The organism is Streptomyces abyssomicinicus, assembly GCF_008974245.1.
Classification (GTDB): domain Bacteria; phylum Actinomycetota; class Actinomycetes; order Streptomycetales; family Streptomycetaceae; genus Streptomyces; species Streptomyces abyssomicinicus.
The window spans coordinates 1,189,820-1,207,208 of record NZ_BBZI01000006.1; the positions used below are offsets into that span (position 1 = coordinate 1,189,820).

The following is a 17,389-nucleotide window of genomic DNA, read 5'->3' on the forward strand; positions in this document are numbered from 1 at the left end:
AGCTCACTGGTTGTACGGACCGTAGTCGTAGTCCTCCAGCGGCACCGCCTGGCCGGAGCCGGCGCCGAACGGCGAGTAGTCCATGTCGTCGTAGCCCACCGCCGAGTACATGGCGGCCTTGGCCTCCTCGGTCGGCTCGACCCGGATGTTGCGGTAGCGGGACAGACCCGTACCGGCCGGGATGAGCTTACCGATGATGACGTTCTCCTTGAGGCCGATCAGGGAGTCGGACTTGGCGTTGATCGCCGCGTCCGTCAGGACCCTGGTCGTCTCCTGGAAGGACGCCGCCGACAGCCACGACTCAGTCGCCAGCGAGGCCTTGGTGATACCCATCAGCTGCGGACGGCCGGAGGCCGGGTGGCCGCCTTCCTGGACCACACGACGGTTCTCGGTCTCGAACTTCGAGCGCTCCACGAGCTCGCCCGGCAGCAGCTCCGCGTCGCCGGACTCGATGATCGTCACGCGGCGCAGCATCTGCCGGATGATGATCTCGATGTGCTTGTCGTGGATCGACACGCCCTGCGAGTTGTAGACCTTCTGGACCTCGCCGACCAGGTGGACCTGGACGGCACGCTGGCCGAGGATGCGCAGCACGTCGTGCGGGTTGGTGGCACCCATGGTCAGCTGCTGGCCGACCTGGACGTGGTCGCCCTCGCCCACCAGGACCTTGGCGCGCTTGGAGATGGGGTAAGGCATCTCGTCGCTGCCGTCGTCCGGGGTGACGACGATCTTCTTCGTCTTCTCGGTCTCCTCGATCCGCACGCGGCCGGCGGCCTCGGAGATCGGGGCGACACCCTTCGGGGTACGGGCCTCGAAGAGCTCGACGACACGCGGCAGACCCTGGGTGATGTCGTCACCGGCCACACCACCGGTGTGGAAGGTACGCATCGTCAGCTGGGTGCCGGGCTCACCGATGGACTGGGCGGCGATGATGCCGACCGCCTCACCGATGTCGACCAGCTTGCCGGTGGCCAGCGAGCGGCCGTAGCACATGGCGCAGGTGCCGACGGCGGACTCACAGGTCAGGACCGAGCGGGTCTTGACCTCCTCCACGCCGGCCTTGACCAGCTGGTCGATGAGCACGTCGCCGAGGTCGACGCCCGCCGGGGCGAGCACCTTGCCGTCGACGACGATGTCCTCGGCGAGGCAGCGTGCGTAGACCGAGGTCTCCACGTTGCCGACCTTGGCGAAGACGCCAGCCGCGTCGCGCTCGGCGATCTTCAGCTTGAGGCCGCGCTCGGTGCCGCAGTCCTCCTCGCGGATGATCACGTCCTGCGAGACGTCGACCAGACGACGGGTGAGGTAACCCGAGTCGGCGGTACGCAGGGCGGTGTCCGCCAGACCCTTACGGGCACCGTGCGTGGAGATGAAGTACTCCAGCACGGACAGGCCCTCACGGAAGGACGCCTTGATGGGACGCGGGATCGTCTCGTTCTTGGCGTTCGACACCAGACCACGCATACCGGCGATCTGACGCATCTGCATCATGTTGCCTCGGGCGCCCGAGTTCACCATCATCGAGACCGGGTTGACCTTGGGGAAGTTCTCCGCCATGGCCTCGGCGACCTTGTTGGTCGCCTCGGTCCAGATACCGATCAGCTCGTTGGTGCGCTCTTCCTTGGTGATCAGGCCGCGCTCGTACTGCTTCTGGACCTTCTCGTCCTTGGCCTCGTACGAAGCGACGATCTCCTTCTTCGCGTCCGGGACGACGACGTCGGAAATGGCCACGGTGACACCGGAACGGGTCGCCCAGAAGAAGCCGGACGACTTCAGGTTGTCGAGCGTCGCCGCCACGATCACCTTGGGGTAGCGCTCGGCGAGGTCGTTGACGATCTCGGAGAGCTGCTTCTTGCCCACCTCTTCGTCGACGAACGGGTAGTCCTCGGGCAGCAGCTCGTTGAAGAGCGCGCGGCCCAGCGTGGTGTGCAGGCGGAACGGGTCGCCCTGCTGCCACTCGCCCGCGGTGTCGGACTCGCCCTCCTCGGCGGCCGGCGGGGTCCAGCCGCGCGGCGGCATGGTGCCGACCGGGAAGCGGATGTCCACCTCGGCCTGGAGCGAGAGCTCACCGGCGTCGAAGGCCATGATCGCCTCGGCGACGGACGCGAACGAGCGGCCCTCGCCCTTGGGGTTGCGGCCCTCGGCGTCGGTGGTGAGGAAGAACAGACCGAGGACCATGTCCTGGGTCGGCATCGTCACCGGACGGCCGTCGGCCGGCTTGAGGATGTTGTTCGAGGAGAGCATCAGGATGCGCGCCTCGGCCTGCGCCTCCGCGGAGAGCGGCAGGTGGACGGCCATCTGGTCACCGTCGAAGTCCGCGTTGAACGCGGTGCAGACGAGCGGGTGGATCTGGATGGCCTTGCCCTCGACCAGCTGCGGCTCGAAGGCCTGGATGCCCAGGCGGTGCAGGGTGGGCGCACGGTTCAGCAGGACCGGGTGCTCCGCGATGACCTCTTCGAGCACGTCGTACACGACCGTGCGGCCGCGCTCGACCATGCGCTTGGCGCTCTTGATGTTCTGCGCGTGGTTCAGGTCGACCAGGCGCTTCATCACGAACGGCTTGAAGAGCTCCAGCGCCATCGCCTTCGGCAGACCGCACTGGTGCAGCTTGAGCTGCGGACCGACGACGATCACGGAACGCGCGGAGTAGTCCACGCGCTTGCCGAGCAGGTTCTGGCGGAAGCGGCCCTGCTTGCCCTTGAGCATGTCGCTCAGGGACTTCAGCGGACGGTTGCCCGGGCCGGTGACCGGCCGGCCACGACGGCCGTTGTCGAACAGCGCGTCCACGGCCTCCTGGAGCATGCGCTTCTCGTTGTTCACGATGATCTCGGGAGCACCGAGGTCGAGAAGCCGCTTCAGGCGGTTGTTGCGGTTGATGACGCGGCGGTACAGGTCGTTCAGGTCGGAGGTCGCGAAGCGGCCACCGTCCAGCTGCACCATCGGACGCAGGTCCGGCGGGATGACCGGCACGCAGTCGAGCACCATGCCCTTGGGGCTGTTGCTGGTCTGCAGGAACGCGGAGACGACCTTCAGGCGCTTGAGCGCACGGGTCTTCTTCTGGCCCTTGCCGGTGCGGATGATCTCGCGGAGCCTCTCGGCCTCCTCCTCGAGGTCGAAGGACTCCAGCCGCTTCTGCAGCGCGGCGGCACCCATCGAGCCGTCGAAGTACGTGCCGAAGCGGTCACGCAGCTCGCGGTAGAGCATCTCGTCGCCCTCGAGGTCCTGGACCTTGAGGTTCTTGAAGCGGTTCCACACCTCGTCGAGGCGGTCGATCTCGCGCTGGGCGCGGTCGCGGAGCTGCTTCATCTCGCGCTCGGCGCCGTCGCGCACCTTGCGGCGCACGTCGGCCTTGGCGCCCTCGGCCTCGAGCTCGGCGAGGTCGTTCTCGAGCTTCTTGGCGCGGGCCTCGAGGTCCGCGTCACGGCGGTTCTCGATCTGCTGGCGCTCGACGGAGACGTGGGCCTCCAGCGAGGACAGGTCGCGCTGACGACGCTCCTCGTCCACGTACGTGATCATGTACGCGGCGAAGTAGATGACCTTCTCGAGGTCCTTCGGGGCGAGGTCGAGCAGGTAGCCCAGCCGCGACGGAACGCCCTTGAAGTACCAGATGTGGGTGACGGGGGCGGCGAGCTCGATGTGGCCCATCCGCTCACGGCGCACCTTGGCGCGGGTCACCTCGACGCCGCAGCGCTCACAGATGATGCCCTTGAAGCGGACACGCTTGTACTTGCCGCAGTAGCACTCCCAGTCCCGGGTGGGACCGAAGATCTTCTCGCAGAAGAGCCCGTCCTTTTCCGGCTTGAGCGTGCGGTAGTTGATCGTCTCGGGCTTCTTGACCTCGCCGTGGCTCCACTGACGGATGTCGTCCGCGGTGGCCAGGCCGATCCGGAGCTCGTCGAAGAAGTTGACGTCGAGCACTATGCGTCAATCCCTCTCAGGGTTGTAAGTCTGTGGTCTGAAACGGGGGTCGCGGGATCGGCAGGGGGCCGGCCTGTGAGGCAGGCCCCCCGCCTGACTCCCGTCAGACCTCTTCGACGCTGCTCGGCTCGCGCCTGGACAGGTCGATGCCGAGCTCCTCCGCAGCGCGGAAGACGTCCTCGTCGGTGTCACGCATCTCGATGGACATGCCGTCGCTGGACAGCACCTCCACGTTGAGGCACAGGGACTGCATCTCCTTGATGAGCACCTTGAAGGACTCGGGGATGCCGGGCTCAGGGATGTTCTCGCCCTTGACGATGGCCTCGTAGACCTTCACGCGGCCGGTCACGTCGTCGGACTTGATGGTCAGCAGTTCCTGGAGGGCGTACGCGGCGCCGTAGGCCTCGAGGGCCCACACCTCCATCTCGCCGAAGCGCTGGCCACCGAACTGGGCCTTACCACCCAGCGGCTGCTGGGTGATCATCGAGTACGGGCCGGTCGAGCGGGCGTGCAGCTTGTCGTCGACCAGGTGGTGCAGCTTGAGGATGTACATGTACCCGACCGAGATCGGGTCCGGGAACGGCTCGCCGGAGCGGCCGTCGAACAGCCTCGCCTTGCCGGACGGAAGCACCATGCGGTTGCCGTCGCGGTTCGGGATGGTGTGCTGCAGCAGGCCCGCCAGCTCGTCCTCACGCGCACCGTCGAAGACCGGGGTGGCGACGTTGGTGCCGGGCTCGACCGCGTCGGCGCCGATCACCTGGAGGCGACGGGCCCACTCGTCGGCCAGTCCGGAGACGTCCCAGCCGCGGCTGGCGAGCCAGCCGAGGTGGATCTCCAGCACCTGTCCCGGGTTCATTCGGGACGGCACACCCAGCGGGTTGAGGATGATGTCGACCGGGGTGCCGTCCTCCAGGAACGGCATGTCCTCGATCGGCAGGATCTTCGAGATGACGCCCTTGTTGCCGTGACGGCCGGCGAGCTTGTCACCGTCGGTGATCTTGCGCTTCTGGGCGACGTAGACGCGGACCAGCTGGTTCACGCCCGGCGGCAGTTCGTCGCCCTCCTCGCGGTCGAAGACGCGGACGCCGATGACCTTGCCGGTCTCGCCGTGCGGCACCTTCAGCGAGGTGTCACGGACCTCACGGGCCTTCTCACCGAAGATCGCGCGCAGCAGGCGCTCCTCCGGGGTCAGCTCGGTCTCACCCTTGGGCGTGACCTTGCCGACCAGGATGTCGCCGGCGATGACCTCGGCGCCGATGCGGATGATGCCGCGCTCGTCGAGGTCGGCCAGGACCTCCTCGGAGACGTTCGGGATGTCCCGGGTGATCTCCTCGGGGCCGAGCTTGGTGTCACGGGCGTCGACCTCGTGCTCCTCGATGTGGATCGAGGAGAGGACGTCGTCCTGCACGAGGCGCTGCGACAGGATGATCGCGTCCTCGTAGTTGTGACCCTCCCACGGCATGAACGCCACGAGCAGGTTCTTGCCGAGGGCCATCTCGCCGTTCTCGGTGGCCGGGCCGTCGGCGAGGACCTGACCGGTGATGATCCGGTCGCCCTCGTTGACGATGACCTTCTGGTTGACCGAGGTGCCCTGGTTGGAGCGGGAGAACTTGGCCAGGCGGTACGTGATGTACGTGCCGTCGTCGTTGGCCGTGGTGATGTAGTCCGCGGAGACCTCCTGGACCACACCGTCCTTCTCGGCCTTGACCACGTCGCCGGCATCGACGGCGGAGCGGTACTCCATGCCGGTGCCGACCAGCGGGGCCTCGCTCTTGATGAGCGGCACGGCCTGACGCATCATGTTCGCGCCCATGAGGGCACGGTTGGCGTCGTCGTGCTCGAGGAACGGGATCATGGCGGTCGCGACCGACACCATCTGGCGCGGGGAGACGTCCATGTAGTCGACGTCCTCGCCGCCGACGTAGTCGACCTCGCCGCCCTTGCGGCGGACCAGCACGCGGGCCTCGGCGAACCGGAGCTCGTCGGTCAGCGGCGCGTTGGCCTGCGCGATGACGAAGCGGTCCTCCTCGTCGGCGGTCAGGTAGTCGACGTCGTCGGTGACCTGGCCCTCGACGACCTTGCGGTACGGGGTCTCGACGAAACCGAACGCGTTGACCCGGCCGTAGGAGGCGAGCGAGCCGATCAGGCCGATGTTCGGGCCTTCGGGCGTCTCGATCGGGCACATGCGGCCGTAGTGCGACGGGTGCACGTCACGGACCTCGAAGCCGGCCCGCTCACGGGAGAGACCACCCGGACCCAGCGCCGACAGACGGCGCTTGTGGGTGAGACCCGACAGCGGGTTGTTCTGGTCCATGAACTGCGACAGCTGGCTGGTGCCGAAGAACTCCTTGATGGAGGCGACGACCGGCCGGATGTTGATCAGGGTCTGCGGCGTGATCGCCTCGACGTCCTGGGTGGTCATGCGCTCGCGCACGACGCGCTCCATACGGGCGAGACCCGTACGGACCTGGTTCTGGATCAGCTCGCCGACGTTGCGCAGGCGGCGGTTGCCGAAGTGGTCGATGTCGTCGGTCTCGACGACGATCGAGGCACCCGAGTCGCCGACCGTCTCGGTCTCGCCGGCGTGCAGCTTCACCAGGTACTTGATCGTCGAGATGATGTCCTCGACGGTCAGGATCCCGGCGTCCAGCGGGGCGTCGGCACCCAGCTTCTTGTTGACCTTGTAGCGGCCGACCTTGGCGAGGTCGTAGCGCTTGGGGTTGAAGTAGAGGTTCTCGAGCAGCGTCTGCGCGGCCTCACGGGTCGGCGGCTCGCCCGGACGCAGCTTGCGGTAGATGTCCAGCAGCGCGTCGTCCTGGCCCTGGGTGTGGTCCTTCTCCAGGGTGGCGCGGATCGACTCGTACTCGCCGAACTCCTCGAGGATCTGCTCGGTGGTGTAACCGAGCGCCTTGAGGAGCACGGTGACCGACTGCTTGCGCTTGCGGTCGATGCGGACACCGACCATGTCGCGCTTGTCGATCTCCATCTCCAGCCAGGCACCCCGGGAGGGGATGATCTTGGCGGAGAAGATGTCCTTGTCGGACGTCTTGTCGATCGACGAGTCGAAGTAGACACCGGGGGAACGGACCAGCTGGGAGACCACGACACGCTCGGTGCCGTTGATCACGAAGGTGCCCTTGTTGGTCATGAGCGGGAAGTCGCCCATGAAGACCGTCTGGGACTTGATCTCGCCGGTCTCGTTGTTGGTGAACTCGGCGGTGACGAAGAGCGGAGCCGCGTACGTGAAGTCGCGCTCCTTGCACTCGTCGATGGAGTTCTTCGGGGGCTCGAAACGGTGGTCGCGGAAGGTCAGCGACATCGACCCGGAGAAGTCCTCGATCGGGGAGATCTCCTCGAAGATCTCCTCCAGACCGGACTTGGTGGGGACGTCCTGACCTGACTCCAGAGCCGCCTCGACGCGAGCCTTCCACGCGTCGTTGCCGAGCAGCCAGTCGAAGCTCTCGGTTTGCAGCGCCAGAAGGTTCGGAACCTCGAGGGGCTCCCTGATCTTTGCAAAGGAGATGCGCAGCGGGGCGGTGCTGGCACCGTTGTTCGTATTCGCGGTCGAGGCAGTGCGCGAGGCGGCCAAGAGGGGGTCCTTCCGAGGGCTCGGACTCACTACGCGCGTACCGGCCCCCCGCAGAAGGGAGGAAGAGAGGACAACGTCCCAGGTCGGAACGGTCCGGCCTTCCAGGCTCGAGCGAGGGCAGACCCCTGGTGACGGGCAGGGGGCAGCTAACAGGCAGCGCAAAGGGTCAGTGTAGCCACATGGCCCACTGATGTCCAGTGCGGGTATGCGCGAACCCCACGACCGCCGTTGTCCCTCGCTGTTCTCACCTTGTCTCGACACCGTCTCGACGACGCTTTCGACGGGAGCGATACCCCCTGCCGTCAACGCACGGTGATACTGCCCTCTTCGCCGCCGATCCATGCCTCGGATACGGATCGTGTCGCGGCGCGAACTGAGAATCGCGCGCCGCGTGCGGTTCGTCAAGGGCTCCCCGCCGTCCGGCTCTCTCCTTGCGGCGCGCTGCCACGGCCTCCGGAAAGCACTGCTTGCGGGTCTCCCCCAGGCACGGCGAAGATCACCATACCCCGAGCCGCCGACACCGCAAGGAGCCCGCCGGAGGGCTCGTGAAACGCCGAAGAGCGACCACCCACTTGGGTGATCGCTCTTCAGTGCGTCAGCGTTACAGCCCGCTTACGCGGCGGCTGTCACGACCGAGGCGGGATCCCTGCGGACCCGTGAGGTCACTTGACCTCGACGGAGGCGCCGGCGCCCTTGAGGGACTCGGCGGCCTTCTCCGCGGCCTCCTTGTTGACCTTCTCGAGGACGGGCTTCGGGGTGCCGTCCACCAGGTCCTTGGCCTCCTTCAGGCCGAGGGAGGTCAGCTCGCGCACGACCTTGATGACCTGGATCTTCTTCTCGCCGGCACCGGTGAGGATGACGTCGAACTCGTCCTTCTCCTCGACGGCCTCGGCGGCGCCACCAGCGGCACCACCGGCGACGACGACCGGCGCGGCGGCGGCGGCGGTGACGTCGAACTTCTCCTCGAAGGCCTTCACGAACTCGGAGAGCTCGATGAGGGTCATCTCCTCGAACTGGGCAAGCAGGTCTTCCTGGCTGAGCTTCGCCATGATGGCGGTCCTTCCACTCAATCGGCAGGTGGTGCCGGGATGTACTGGGTGAGGCGGGCGTACGTTGGGCCCGCTGTTGATCTCCGCCGCCGCGAGGCTCGCGCTTCTAGGCGGCGAGGATCAGAAAGCGAGCCGAATTACTCGGCACCGCCCTGCTCGTCCTGCTTGGCACGAAGCGCGTCCACGGTGCGGACGAGCTTCGACGGGAGCGCCTGGAAGAGCGAAGCAGCCTGGGACTGCTTGCCCTTGAACGCACCGGCCAGCTTGGACAGCAGAACCTCGCGGGACTCGAGGTCCGCAAGCTTCTTGATCTCGTCGGCGGACAGCGCCTTGCCGTCAAGGACACCGCCCTTGATGACGAGATTCGGGTTCTCCTTGGCGAAGTCACGGAGACCCTTCGCCGACTCCACCGGGTCACCGGTGACGAAGGCGACCGCCGTCGGACCGTTGAACAGGTCGTCGAGCGAGGAGATCCCGGCCTCGTTGGCCGCAATCTTGGTCAGCGTGTTCTTCACCACGGCGTACTGGGCGTTCTCACCGAGCGAACGGCGCAGCTGCTTGAGCTGAGCCACGGTGAGACCGCGGTACTCGGTCAGCACGGCGGCGTTGGAGCTGCGGAACGCGTCCACGAGCTCGGCAACCGCGGCAGCCTTGTCGGGCCTCGCCATAGAGCCTCGGCCTCCTTCCGGGTGATTCGGACCGCGCGGACCCGAAGGAGGACTGGGAAAAACGAAACGCCCCATGCGTAGGCGCACGGGGCTCAGCTCGACCGTCGCGGCGTGTGCCGCTCCGGGAACTCATCCACAGTCACCTACGCGGGTCGTCCGCACTTCAGCGGATCCTTCGGCCACCGCACCCTCATGCGAGCGCACGGCAACGACCAGCGGTCTTTGGCTTCCTCGGAAGCGTACGCGAGTGCCCCGCTCCGGAGCAAATCCACCCCCGCGCCCGGGGGCACCGCCCCCTTTCCGCCTCCTGACACCCCGCATCGGCCGTCCCCACCACGCACCACGCAGCCCGCGCTTCTCCACCCGCACACCATCGTGCCGCCGTGCGGCGCGCTTACTCAGCCCTACTCATCCGCGAGCCATCGTGCAGCCATGCGGCGCGCGTGCCCCACCCTTCCCGCCCGCAGGCTCACGCCCCCACGCGGCACGCAGCCCCAGCCTCCCCTTGCGGGCACTCACGACGCCACGCGGCACGCAGACCCCACCTTCCCTCCGTCTGCGGGTGGACGCAGGCCTCACGTGCGCACGCGACGGCTCGCTCCGCGGAGGTTGAGCCCCTGGGAAGGGGGCGGGTCGGGGGATGAACAGTGCTGTCCGCCTGGGCCCGGCTTGGCGCGCCGCAGTGAGGTCACGCTCGTAAGGTGCCGCCCGCTTGCGCATGGTGGTTGGGACCGCTCGCCGCGGAGGCTGATGCCTGCGCCCGCCCGTGCCGCCCCCTGGGCGGCCCAGCCGCCCGCAGGGGGGTCGGACTACGCGCCCGCGGAACGGCGAGGCCACGCGCACGCGGGGCGGCGGGCAGGCGCCCGCGGAACGGTGGGACGCTGCGCACACAGGGTGGCCGGAGGCTGCTCGCGCAGGGCGGTCGGGCACGCGCCCGCACGGACGGGACTGCGCGGCACGCGCACGCAGGGACGACGGCCGGGGCCCTCACACGGGGGCAGGAACGCGCGCAGAGACGGTCGAGGCCCCGCATACGGAGGGGCGGGCACACGCGCGCGGGAGGCAGGCGCGGACGCGGACGCAGGGGGTGGGTGGCAGGGGATGCCGGCCGCGGAGGATCAGGGCTGCGCCCGCAAGGGTGCGGAGGGGCACCGCAGAAGATCAGGGATGCGCCCGGAAGGGAGCGGAAGGGGCGCCGCGGAGGATCAGGGCTGTGCCCGCAAGGGGGCGGAGGGGGTGCCGCGGAGGGGCGGGCCAAGCCTTCCCTGACCTCCGGCTCGCTCGAGCGCACAGAACCGTCGCCCCCTGGGTACCGCAGCCGCCCGCCGCAGGCGGGACCACGCCGAGGCGCACGGACGGCCACGCCCGGGCGGCGCGGAGGGCGGGGGAAACGGCGGTGGCCCCGCCTCCCGGAGAGGGAGGCGGGGCCACCGGAGAAACCGACGGGCGGTGAGCGTCAGGCTCAGACCGCAGCCGGGTCCTCCTCGACGAGCAGGTTCCGCGTGCGGTTGGAGTCCAGCGGAATGCCGGGACCCATCGTCGTGGAGATCGCGGCCTTCTTGATGTAGCGACCCTTCGCGGCGGACGGCTTCAGACGCAGGATCTCCTCCAGCGCCGCGCCGTAGTTCTCCACCAGCTTGGTGTCGTCGAAGGACGTCTTGCCGATGATGAAGTGCAGGTTCGAGTGCTTGTCGACCCGGAACTCGATCTTGCCGCCCTTGATCTCGGTGACGGCCTTGGCGGTGTCCATGGTGACGGTGCCGGTCTTCGGGTTCGGCATCAGACCACGCGGACCGAGCACGCGGCCGAGGCGGCCGACCTTGCCCATGAGGTCCGGGGTGGCGACGACGGCGTCGAAGTCCAGGCGGCCCTTGGAGACCTCGTCGATGAGCTCGTCGGCGCCGACGATGTCGGCGCCCGCGGCACGCGCGGCCTCGGCACGGTCGCCGGTCGCGAAGACCAGGACCCGGGCGGTCTTACCGGTGCCGTGCGGGAGGTTCACGGTGCCACGGACCATCTGGTCGGCCTTGCGCGGGTCGACACCCAGACGGAAGGCGACCTCGACGGTGCCGTCGAACTTGGTCGTGGAGGTCTCCTTGGCGAGACGGACGGCCTCGAGCGGGGCGTAGAGCTTCTCCCGGTCGATCTTGGCGTCCGCAGCGCGGAGAGACTTGCTGCGCTTGCTCACTTCTGCTCCTGAGTACTGAGAGGAGTCGTGGTCCGGGCCGAGCAGGCCCTTCCACGTCAATGACTACGGGGGTGGATCAGCCTTCGACGGTGATGCCCATGGAACGGGCGGTGCCGGCGATGATCTTCGCGGCGGCGTCGATGTCGTTGGCGTTGAGGTCGGGCATCTTGGTCGTGGCGATCTCACGGACCTGCGCGTCGGTGATCTTCGCGACCTTGGTCTTGTGAGGCTCGCCGGAGCCCTTCTCCACACCCGCGGCCTTGAGGATCATCTTCGCGGCCGGCGGAGTCTTGGTCACGAAGGTGAAGGAACGGTCCTCGTAGACCGTGATCTCCACCGGGATGACCCAGCCACGCTGCGACTCGGTCGCGGCGTTGTAGGCCTTGCAGAACTCCATGATGTTGACGCCGTGCTGGCCCAGCGCGGGGCCGACCGGCGGAGCCGGGTTGGCCGCGCCGGCGTTGATCTGGAGCTTGATGAGCCCCGTGACCTTCTTCTTCTTGGGAGGCATGTGCTCTCTCTCCGGGTCTTAGTGAGAGGTTTGAGCCGACCATCCGATTCAGCCGGATGGAGGCATACCGCACCACGATAACGGGTATCCATGTGCGGCTGAAAACCGAGCAGGTCAGACGGCCACCGAAGTGTGCCGTCCGACCTGTTTCGGAAGACTTTGGATCAGTTCTTCTGGATCTGGTCGAAGGACAGCTCGACCGGGGTCTCGCGGCCGAAGATCTCCACCAGGCCCTTGACCTTCTTCGAGTCGGCGTTGATCTCGTTGATCGTCGCCTGGAGGGTCGCGAAGGGGCCGTCGGTGACGGTGACCGAGTCGCCCACCTCGAAGTCCAGGACCTGGACCTCGACCTTGCGCTGCGGAGCCGGCTTGCCCTCGGCCTCGGCGGCCTCGCGGGCGGCCTTGGCCTCGGCCTCCGGGGCGAGCATCTTCACGATCTCGTCCAGCGACAGCGGGTACGGGTCGTAGGCGTTGCCCACGAAGCCGGTGACGCCGGGGGTGTTGCGGACGACGCCCCAGGACTCGTTCGTCAGGTCCATCCGGACGAGGACGTAGCCGGGCAGCTTGTTCTGCTTGACCGTCTTCCGCTCGCCGTTCTTGATCTGGACGATCTCTTCCTCGGGGACCTCGGCCTGGTAGATGAACTCCTCGACGTTCAGCGAGACGGCACGCTGCTCGAGGTTGGCCTTCACGCGCTTCTCGTAACCGGCGTACGTGTGGATGACGTACCAGTCGCCGGGCAGCGTACGCAGTTCCTCGCGGAGGGCGGCGACGGGGTCGACGACCTCGCCGGCCTCGGTCTCCTCCTCGGCCTCCTCGGCCTCGTCCTCGGCATCCTCCGACTCCTCGTCGGCACCCTCGGACGCCTCCTCGACGTCCTCGACGTCGGCGTCGGCAGCCTCGACCTCGGCGGAGGTCTCGGTGTCCTCGGTGTCCGCGCCCTCGACGATCTCGAGCTCGTCCTCGACGTTCTCGACCGACTCGCTGGCGTCGTTCAGGTTCGGGTCAGACACGGTGGCTGCTTCTTCCTGGGTACATGGGGGTTGATGCCGTTCCGTGGGCGCCGCCTGCCGGGGGCGCTTTCCGCCGGTCCCTCGCAGGAGGAAGATCGACGGTCCGACGGAACACTGGGGTTCAGCCTAGCGGACGATTCGTCCCTGTCAGGTGTTCATGAACACCGGGCCAGGACGCGAACAAGGGCGCCGTTTTCACGACGCCCTGTCTGCGATGCGGTGTCAGGAGCGGGCCGGTCAGCCGAAGACGAGACGCGCGGCCTCGTCGAGGCCGAAGTCGATCACCGTGACCAGACCGATCATGACCACCACGAATATGATCACGACCGTGGTGTACGTGGTGAGCTGACTGCGGGTGGGCCAGACGACCTTGCGGAGCTCCGCGACGATCTGGCGGTAGAAGAGCGCCAGGCGCTTCAGCGGGCCCTTCTTGGCACGCTTGCCGCCCTTACGCGGCTTCTTCTCTTCGTCCTGGGCATCAGGCATGTCGATGGAGCCCACGGCGTCCGTCACTCGTCCTCACCTGAATCCCGGGTCATGCCGTGCACGAGCCCGGTATGAGCCGCACGGCGGTGCATAGCAGTACTGACATGCGCACACAACCTGGCTAGGTGTGTGTAGCAGGGCCGGAGGGACTTGAACCCCCAACCGCTGGTTTTGGAGACCAGTGCTCTACCAATTGAGCTACGACCCTTTGTGGTGTCCACCAACCTACCGCATGGGATCGGGTGCCTCGCAAGCTCCCGACCAGCACGGTCCGTCGGTGTCCAACGAGGTGAGAGTGTACGTGCTCTCGGGCCCCGCGTCGAACAGTAAATTCCGCGAACCGCGCCGACCTCGGAAGAGGCTGCCGGCCGACGGCCCGGATACGGACGCTTGTGCACCTCTTGTTCACTCCGCGAACCTGGATGCCGCCGCGGTTTCCTTTCTGAAACCATGACGTTCATGAGCGCAGCTACCTCTCCGACCGAGCGCCGGGTGTCCGCCCGCATCGGCGCGATCTCCGAGTCCGCGACCCTCGCCGTCGACGCCAAGGCCAAGGCCCTCAAGGCCGCCGGGCGCCCGGTGATCGGCTTCGGCGCCGGCGAGCCCGATTTCCCGACGCCGGACTACATCGTCGAGGCCGCGATCGAGGCCTGCAAGAACCCGAAGTTCCACCGCTACACCCCGGCCGGCGGCCTGCCCGAGCTGAAGGCCGCGATCGCCGCCAAGACGCTGCGCGACTCCGGCTACGAGGTCGACCCCGCGCAGGTGCTGGTCACCAACGGCGGCAAGCAGGCCATCTACGAGGCCTTCGCCGCGATCCTGGACCCGGGCGACGAGGTCATCGTCCCCGCCCCGTACTGGACCACCTACCCGGAGTCGATCCGTCTGGCCGGCGGCGTGCCGGTCGAGGTCGTCGCGGACGAGACCACCGGCTACCGGGTCTCGGTGGAGCAGCTGGAGGCGGCCCGCACCGAGCGCACCAAGGTCGTCCTGTTCGTCTCCCCGTCGAACCCGACCGGCGCGGTCTACAGCCGTGAGGACGCCGAGGCGATCGGCCGCTGGGCCGTCGAGCACGGCCTGTGGGTGCTGACCGACGAGATCTACGAGCACCTGGTCTACGGCGACGCCGTCTTCACCTCGCTCCCGGCCCTGCTGCCGGAGCTGCGCGACAAGTGCATCGTGGTCAACGGCGTCGCCAAGACGTACGCGATGACCGGCTGGCGGGTGGGCTGGATCATCGGCCCCAAGGACGTCGTCAAGGCCGCGACCAACCTGCAGTCGCACGCCACCTCCAACGTCTCCAACGTGGCCCAGGCCGCCGCGCTGGCCGCCGTCTCCGGCGACCTGACGGCCGTGGCGAAGATGCGCGAGGCCTTCGACCGCCGCCGCCGGACCATCGTGCGGATGCTGAACGAGATCGACGGCGTGGTCTGCCCGGAGCCGGAGGGCGCGTTCTACGCGTACCCGTCGGTGAAGGCGCTGATCGGCAAGGAGATCCGCGGCCGCCGTCCGCAGAACTCGGTGGAGCTGGCCGCGCTGATCCTGGAGGAGGTGGAGGTCGCGGTCGTCCCGGGCGAGGCCTTCGGTACCCCGGGCTACCTGCGGCTGTCCTACGCGCTGGGCGACGAGGACCTGGCCGAGGGCGTCAGCCGGATCCAGAAGCTCCTGGCGGAGGCCCGCGACTGAGCCGTCGGGCACCCGTGACGGGGCAGCGCGTGACCACACGCGCTGCCCCGTTTTTTCGTTCGGGCAACGTCTCGAAAGGGGAACGGGGTAGGAGTGAGCCATGGGAGTACGGCAGGATCGGCCAATGGAGCGCGTACGTGATCTCACCAAGCTGCCGAAGGCTCATCTGCACCTGCACTTCACCGGGTCGATGCGCCCCCAGACCCTGCTCGAACTGGCCGACAAGCACGGCGTCCGCCTGCCGGAGGCGCTGACCGGGGCGGAGCCCCCGGAGCTGCGTGCCACCGACGAGCGCGGCTGGTTCCGTTTCCAGCGGCTCTACGACGCCGCGAGGAACTGCCTGCGGGACGAGGAGGACATCCGCCGGCTGGTCCGTGAGGCCGCCGAGGAGGACGTCCGGGACGGCTCGGGGTGGCTGGAGATCCAGGTGGACCCGACCTCCTACGCCCCACGGCTGGGCGGGCTGATCCCCACCATGGAGGTCATCCTCGACGCGGTGGACTCGGCCGCCCGCGAGACGGGCCTGGGGATCCGGGTCCTGGTGGCGGCGAACCGGATGAAGCACCCCCTGGACGCACGGACGCTGGCCCGGCTGGCGGTCCGGTACGCGGACCGGGGCGTGGTCGGCTTCGGGCTCTCCAACGACGAGCGGCGCGGCATGGCCCGTGACTTCGACCGGGCCTTCGCGATCGCGAGGGAGGGCGGGCTGCTGGCGGCCCCGCACGGCGGCGAGCTGACCGGGCCGACGTCGGTGCGGGACTGCCTGGACGACCTGGAGGCCACCCGGATCGGCCACGGCGTGCGGGCCGCCGAGGACGCGCGGCTGCTGCGGCGGCTGGCGGAACGGCAGATCACCTGCGAGGTCTGCCCCTCGTCCAACGTGGCGCTCGGGGTCTTCGACAAGCCGGAGGAGGTCCCGCTGCGCACCATGTTCGACGCGGGGGTCCCGCTGGCGCTGGGCGCGGACGACCCGCTGCTGTTCGGTTCCCGGCTGGCCGCGCAGTACGAGATCGCACGGCGGCACCACGGGTTCGACGACGCGGAGCTGGCCGAGCTGGCCCGCCAGTCGGTCCGCGGCTCGGCCGCGCCGCCCGAGGTGCGCTCGCGTCTGCTGGCCGGCGTCGACACCTGGCTGAGCACCCCGGCGTGACGCCGCGCCGGCGGGTCAGAGACCGACGCCCACCATCACCGGCTCGTTGACCAGGGTGATGCCGAACGCCGCGCGCACCCCGTCGACGACCTCGCGGGCGAGGGTGAGCAGGTCCTCGGTGGTGGCGGAGCCCCGGTTGGTGAGCGCCAGGGTGTGCTTGGTGGAGATGCGGGCCGGCCCGGTGCCGTAGCCCTTGGTGAAGCCGGCCTTGTCGATGAGCCACGCGGCGGAGGTCTTGGTGCGGCCCTCCCCCGCCGGGTACGCCGGGGGCGTCACGTCGTCGCCGAGGCGTTCGTGGACCCGCTCGCGGAAGGCCGCGAAGGCGGCGTCGGTGAGGATCGGGTTGGTGAAGAAGGATCCGGCGGACCAGGTGTCGTGGTCCTCGGCGTCCAGCACCATCCCCTTGCCGGACCGCAGCTTGAGCACCGTCTCCCGGGCCAGCTCCAGCGGCACCCGGTCGCCCGCCTCGACGCCCAGGGCCCGGGCCGTCTCGGGGTACTTCACGGGCGCGGACATGCCCGCGGCGTCCTCCAGCTCGAACCGGACGCGCAGCACGACGTAGCGGTCCGGGTCGGCCTTGAAGCGGCTGTGCCGGTAGGAGAACGCGCACTCCTCGTTGGAGAGGGCGACGGTCCCGCCCGCCGCGCGGTCGTAGGCGATCACCTCGGTGATGGTGGAGGAGACCTCCTGGCCGTAGGCGCCGACGTTCTGGATGGGCGTGGCGCCCGCCGACCCGGGGATGCCCGACAGGCACTCGATGCCCGCCAGACCGGCGTCCACGGTGCGTGCCACCGCCGCGGACCAGACCTCGCCGGCGGCCAGCTCCAGCCGGGTGCCGTCGAGGGAGAAGCCGCTGGTGGCGATGTGCAGGGCGGTGCCCTCGAAGCCCTTGTCGCCGACGACCAGGTTGGACCCGCCGCCGACGACCAGCAGCGGCGTGCCGGTGGCGTCGGCCTCGCGGACGGCTTCGATCACCTCGGCGTCGGTGGTCGCGGTGATCAGCCGGCGGGCCGGCCCGCCGAGGCGGAAGGTGGTCAGCGGGGCGAGCGGGGCGTCATGTCGTTCCAGCACGCCGCCCAGCCTACGCGGCGGGCCGGGCGGCACGTGGTGGCGCCGCCGCCCGGCGTCGGCACG

11 protein-coding genes and 1 tRNA gene are annotated in these 17,389 nt (G+C 68.6%); 2 read left to right on the forward strand and 10 right to left on the reverse strand.

The features are described from left to right. Positions 1 to 3 precede the first annotated feature (3 nt). The 9 genes from GBN72_RS12705 to GBN72_RS12750 form a co-directional block, all read right to left on the reverse strand. On the reverse strand, positions 4 to 3,915 hold the full coding sequence (locus GBN72_RS12705) for a DNA-directed RNA polymerase subunit beta' (RefSeq protein ID WP_151771788.1): 3,912 nt from the start codon (positions 3,913 to 3,915) through the stop codon (positions 4 to 6). Positions 3,916 to 4,018: 103 nt separating this feature from the next. Continuing rightward, positions 4,019 to 7,504 carry a DNA-directed RNA polymerase subunit beta gene (gene rpoB, locus GBN72_RS12710; RefSeq protein WP_151771789.1) on the reverse strand — a complete coding sequence of 1,162 codons (3,486 nt, stop codon included), beginning with the start codon at positions 7,502 to 7,504 and terminating at the stop codon, positions 4,019 to 4,021. 662 nt (positions 7,505 to 8,166) lie between these two features. Continuing rightward, a complete protein-coding gene (rplL, locus tag GBN72_RS12720) occupies positions 8,167 to 8,553 on the reverse strand; it encodes a 50S ribosomal protein L7/L12 (protein ID WP_151771790.1) in 387 nt (128 codons plus the stop codon). 137 nt (positions 8,554 to 8,690) lie between these two features. After that, complete coding sequence (gene rplJ, locus GBN72_RS12725; RefSeq protein ID WP_108954832.1) at positions 8,691 to 9,221, reverse strand: 50S ribosomal protein L10; 531 nt, start codon at positions 9,219 to 9,221, stop codon at positions 8,691 to 8,693. A gap of 1,462 nt (positions 9,222 to 10,683) precedes the next feature. Beyond that, positions 10,684 to 11,409, reverse strand: a complete 726-nt coding sequence (gene rplA, locus GBN72_RS12730) for a 50S ribosomal protein L1 (protein WP_151771791.1) — start codon at positions 11,407 to 11,409, stop codon at positions 10,684 to 10,686. A 76-nt stretch (positions 11,410 to 11,485) separates the two neighbouring features. Then, positions 11,486 to 11,920, reverse strand: coding sequence for a 50S ribosomal protein L11 (gene rplK / locus GBN72_RS12735; protein ID WP_108954835.1), 435 nt, complete (start codon positions 11,918 to 11,920; stop codon positions 11,486 to 11,488). Between the two features lie 164 nt (positions 11,921 to 12,084). Beyond that, complete coding sequence (gene nusG / locus GBN72_RS12740; RefSeq protein ID WP_151771792.1) at positions 12,085 to 12,933, reverse strand: transcription termination/antitermination protein NusG; 849 nt, start codon at positions 12,931 to 12,933, stop codon at positions 12,085 to 12,087. A 237-nt stretch (positions 12,934 to 13,170) separates the two neighbouring features. Beyond that, positions 13,171 to 13,446, reverse strand: coding sequence for a preprotein translocase subunit SecE (secE, locus tag GBN72_RS12745; protein ID WP_151771793.1), 276 nt, complete (start codon positions 13,444 to 13,446; stop codon positions 13,171 to 13,173). A 108-nt stretch (positions 13,447 to 13,554) separates the two neighbouring features. Next, a tRNA-Trp gene (locus GBN72_RS12750) sits at positions 13,555 to 13,627 on the reverse strand. A gap of 251 nt (positions 13,628 to 13,878) precedes the next feature. Here GBN72_RS12750 and GBN72_RS12755 point away from each other — a divergent pair. Beyond that, positions 13,879 to 15,105, forward strand: coding sequence for a pyridoxal phosphate-dependent aminotransferase (locus GBN72_RS12755; RefSeq protein ID WP_151771794.1), 1,227 nt, complete (start codon positions 13,879 to 13,881; stop codon positions 15,103 to 15,105). A gap of 124 nt (positions 15,106 to 15,229) precedes the next feature. Then, positions 15,230 to 16,255, forward strand: coding sequence for an adenosine deaminase (locus GBN72_RS12760; protein ID WP_151771795.1), 1,026 nt, complete (start codon positions 15,230 to 15,232; stop codon positions 16,253 to 16,255). A gap of 15 nt (positions 16,256 to 16,270) precedes the next feature. Here GBN72_RS12760 and GBN72_RS12765 read toward each other — a convergent pair whose 3' ends face one another. After that, positions 16,271 to 17,326, reverse strand: coding sequence for a UDP-N-acetylmuramate dehydrogenase (locus GBN72_RS12765; RefSeq protein ID WP_151771796.1), 1,056 nt, complete (start codon positions 17,324 to 17,326; stop codon positions 16,271 to 16,273). Positions 17,327 to 17,389: the final 63 nt, after the last annotated feature.